Here is a 4,087-nt window from a genome sequence, read left to right on the forward strand (position 1 = left end):
CAGCTCGGTGTCGAGGTCCCAGATCACCTCGACGTGGTCGGAGATGAACCCGATCGGGACGATCACGACGTCACGGACGCCGCTGTCCTCCGCCAGTCCACGGACATGGTCCACCACGTCGGGCTCGAGCCACGGCACGCTCGGGGGTCCGGAACGGGACTGCCAGACCAGGTCGTGATCGTCGACCCCGGCCGCGCGGGCCACCAACCGCGACGCCTCGGCGACCTGACGGCTGTAGAGACGACCTCCGAGCGCGGGCGGACCCGCGACGGCGTCCGCCGCCTCGGGGACCGAGTGCGCGGTGAAGACGACGCGGGCTCCCGGCGCCGCCGCTTCCCGGGCGGCGCGGAGATCGGACGCGAACCGCTCGATGAACAGGGGATGGTCGTAGAACTGTCGCAGGCGGACCATCGAGGGCGCACCGGGGACCTGCTCGCGCGCGCGGGCGATGTCCTCCTGGTACTGCGCACAGCCGGAGTAGCCGCCCCACGCGGAGGTGGCGAACACCGCCGCGGTCCGGACGCCGTCCGCGGTCATCTGCCGGACCGTCTCCTCGATCATCGGGGTCCAGTTGCGGTTCCCGAAGTACACCGGCAGGTCCCTGCCGCTGCGGGCGAGCTCCTCCTCGACGTGGTCGATGATCTCGCGGTTGAGGTCGTTGATCGGGCTGCGGCCACCCAGCTGTCGGTAGTGGGTGGCGACCTCCTCGAGTCGCGCCGCCGGGATCCCGCGCCCGCGGGTGACGTTCTCGAGGAAGGGGATGACGTCCTCCTGTCCCTCGGGCCCGCCGAAGGACAGGACGAGGAGGGCGTCCACGGGCCCGGTCACCTCGAGCTCACCATCGGTCATCTGTGGTTCTCCTGTCCGCTGAAGGAGACGGTGCCGGCTCCACCGTCTGCATAGATCACTGTTCCCGTGGTGGCGGGCATGAGGTCCGAGAGCAGCGCCACCGCGGTGGTCGCCACCGCGGTGGGGTCGTTCACGTCCCACCCCAGGGGGGCGCGCCTGGCCCACTCGTCCTGCATCTGGTCCAGTTCTCCGCCGGGACCGAGCGCGTCTCCGGCGATGGCCTTGGCCGCGAGGGTCTTGACGGGGCCGGCGGCGATGAGGTTGGACCGCACGCCCTCCGGACCGAGTTCTCGGGCCACGTAGCGGTTGACCGCCTCCAGGGCGTTCTTGGCCACGGACATCCAGTTGTAGAAGGGCATGGAGAACCGCGGGTCGAAGTCCAGTCCGATGATCGACGCGCCGGGGTTGAGCAGGGGGCGCACGGCCCTGGCGAGGGACGCGTACGAATAGGCGGAGACCTCCACGGCGACGGAGACGTCCTTCCAGGGCGCGTCGAGGAACGGGTCGCCGAGGCAACTGGGCGGCGCGAACCCGATGGAGTGCACCACCCCGTCGAGCGATTCGGCGTGTTCTCGCACCCTGCCCTCGAGCGCCGCGAGGTCCTCCTCGCTCTGCACGTCCAGTTCGATCACCGCGGGCCTGTCGGGCAGTCGCTTCGAGATCGCCCGCACCAGCGACGGCCGGCCGAACGCGGTGAGGATGACGGTGGCGCCGTGGAGCTGGCAGTGCTTGGCGATGTGGAAGGCGATCGAGGCGTCGGTGATCACCCCGGTGACGAGGATGGTCTTGCCCGAGAGGATCCCGGTGCGGGTGTTCTCGCTCATGGTCAGTGCCCCATTCCCATACCGCCGTCGACGGGCAGGACGGCACCCGAGATGTAGCCGGCGTCGTCCCCCGCGAGGAAGCTGACGGCCCCCGCCACGTCGTCGGCGCTGCCCTTCCGGCCGAGCGGGATGGCCGCCACGGCGAGGGCCTGCGTCTTGTCGTCCAGCCCGGCGGTCATGTCGGTGTCGATGAACCCGGGGGCCACGACGTTGGCCGTGATGTTGCGCGAGCCGAGTTCCCGGGTCAGTGAGCGGGCCATCCCGATGAGGCCGGCCTTCGACGAGGCGTAGTTGACCTGGCCCGCGGTGCCCGACTGGGCGACGACCGATCCGATGAAGATGAGTCGGCCGAACCTGGCGCGCAGCATCCCCCGGGAGGCCCTTCTGGCCACCCGGAACGCGCCGGACAGGTTCGCCTCGACGACCCGGGTGAACTGCTCGTCCTTCATCCGCATCAGGAGGGTGTCGTCGGTGATCCCGGCGTTGGACACCACCACCTCGACCGGGCCGTACTCGGCCTCGACCGCGGTGAACGCCGCGTCGACGGAGTCGGGGTCGGTGACGTCACACAGGACTCCGAACAGACCGTCGGGCGCACCGGACCCTCGATGGGTCACCGCCACCCGGTGGCCGTCGGCGGCGAGTCGTTCGGCCACGGCGCGTCCGATGCCGCGGTTGCCCCCGGTCACCAGGACCGTCCGGGGGGTGGGGGTGGGCGTGCTGTCGGGAACCATGTGCACCAACCTATCGAACCGTCAGGGGTGACCCGGTGGGGGTGCGCGGACCCGTCACGGGATGCGGCGGTGTGCCACCAGGGATCCGGCTGCGGCGAGCATCGCCAGCAGGGACCCGATCACGAGCCACGGCCGCGAGGCGTCGGCCTTCTTCCACTCGAACCCGATCTGTTCCTCGAGGGTGCGGTAGACGGAGTCGAGCTCCTCGAGGCTGGAGGCGGTGAAGAAGTCACCCCCCGAGATCTCGGCGATGGTGCGCAACGAGGCGTCGTCGACGGGGACGGGCTGCGGGCGACCCTGGATGTCCACTGTCCCGTAGAGGGTGCCGAAGGAGATGGTCGAGATCGGGATGCCGGCCTCCTCGGCGCGCTCGGCGGCGGTGAAGGCCCCGCGCTCCTCGGTCGGGTCGGCGGGGACGGTCTCCTTGCCGTCGGAGAGCAGCACGATTCGGGCCGGCGGCGCCTGGTCGGTGCCACCGAGGCTCTCGGTGAACGTCGTGACGGCCTGGGTGGCGGTGTAGATCGCCTCGCCGGTCGCGGTCCTCTCGTCCAGCCGGAGTCGCTCGACGGCGCGGACCACGGGTCCCCGATCGGTGGTGGGTGCCACGAGCATCGAGGCCGTTCCGGCGTAGGAGACCAGTCCCAGGTTGACGCCCGGGGTGAGGTTGTTGGCGAACGTCGTGGCGGCCTGCTGCGCGGCCTCCAGGCGGGACGGCGCTACGTCCGTGGACTCCATGGACAGTGACACGTCGACGACGAGCATGACCGTCGCGCGGTTCCGCGGCACCTTCTGTTCCTTCTGCGGCCCGGCCAGCGCCACCACCAGGGCGAGCAGCGACAGGATGAGCAGCACCGCGGGGACGTGGGTGAACCAGCGTCGACCGCCACGGTCGACGGTCCGCAGGACGCCGAAGTTGCCGAAGCGCACGGTCCTGCGCCTCTTGGATCGCAGCGCGATCACGTATCCGATCGCGAGGGCCAGTGGCACGACCACCAGGACCAGCCACAGTGGGTGCTGGAACTCCGACAGGCTCATCGGTGCGTTCCTCCCGGTGTCGGATGGTCGTCGGGCAGGTCCCTGACGAGGTTCTCCCCGGTGGGCAGGCCACCCTGGCGGCGTGCGCCGACGAAGTCGATCACGTCCCTGATCCAGTCCCGGTCGGTCCGCAGGGCGAGGACCGGGGCGCCACAGCGGCGTAGGGCGGCGTGGACCTCCGCGCGATGAGAGTCCGCGGCCCGGCGGTAGTCGGCGGCGAGGGCGTCGTCGACGTCCAGTTCGAGCACCTCGCCGGTGGCCGGGTCCTGGAGCAGTGCGGCGCCCACAGCGGGAAGTGCGATGTCGAGGGGGTCGGCCGTGTGCACAGCGAGGAACTCGTGCCGGGCCCCCAGGACGCGCAGGGACCGTTCCCAGTCGACGTCGGCGAGGAAGTCCGAGATCACCACCACCAGTCCGTGCCGTCGGGCGGCGTTCCGGGCGGCGCGGAGTGCGTCGTCGAGGGTCCCACCGGGTGAGACCCGGGCCGGGGCGCGGGTGACCTCCTCGAGGAGCCGCCTGACGTGGTCGCGCCCGCTCGTGGCACGGAGGACCCGGGGCCGCCCGGCGCCGGTGAGGACCATGCCGACACGACTGCCACCCCCGGCGGACAGGAACCCGACGGTGGCCGCGGCCGCCTCCACGAGA

The 4,087-nt window shown here is 71.2% G+C and carries 5 protein-coding genes; all 5 read right to left on the reverse strand.

The features are described 5' to 3' along the window. The coding region (locus G6017_RS10690) for a ferrochelatase (RefSeq protein ID WP_182617301.1) at positions 1–849 on the reverse strand (849 nt) is incomplete at its 3' end. Beyond that, positions 846–1,673 carry an NADH-dependent enoyl-ACP reductase InhA gene (gene inhA / locus G6017_RS10695; RefSeq protein WP_179525295.1) on the reverse strand — a complete coding sequence of 276 codons (828 nt, stop codon included), beginning with the start codon at positions 1,671–1,673 and terminating at the stop codon, positions 846–848. The genes inhA and G6017_RS10690, both read right to left, overlap by 4 nt. 2 nt (positions 1,674–1,675) lie before the next feature. Beyond that, complete coding sequence (fabG1, locus tag G6017_RS10700) at positions 1,676–2,407, reverse strand: 3-oxoacyl-ACP reductase FabG1 (RefSeq protein WP_182617303.1); 732 nt, start codon at positions 2,405–2,407, stop codon at positions 1,676–1,678. Positions 2,408–2,461: 54 nt separating this feature from the next. Then, positions 2,462–3,442, reverse strand: coding sequence for a VWA domain-containing protein (locus G6017_RS10705; protein WP_182609846.1), 981 nt, complete (start codon positions 3,440–3,442; stop codon positions 2,462–2,464). Then, positions 3,439–4,087 (reverse strand): DUF58 domain-containing protein (locus tag G6017_RS10710; RefSeq protein ID WP_182617305.1); only part of this gene is annotated, 649 nt, incomplete at its 5' end. The genes G6017_RS10705 and G6017_RS10710, both read right to left, overlap by 4 nt.

The sequence above is a fragment of the Dietzia sp. B44 genome, assembly GCF_014145245.1.
In the GTDB taxonomy this organism is placed as follows: domain Bacteria; phylum Actinomycetota; class Actinomycetes; order Mycobacteriales; family Mycobacteriaceae; genus Dietzia; species Dietzia natronolimnaea.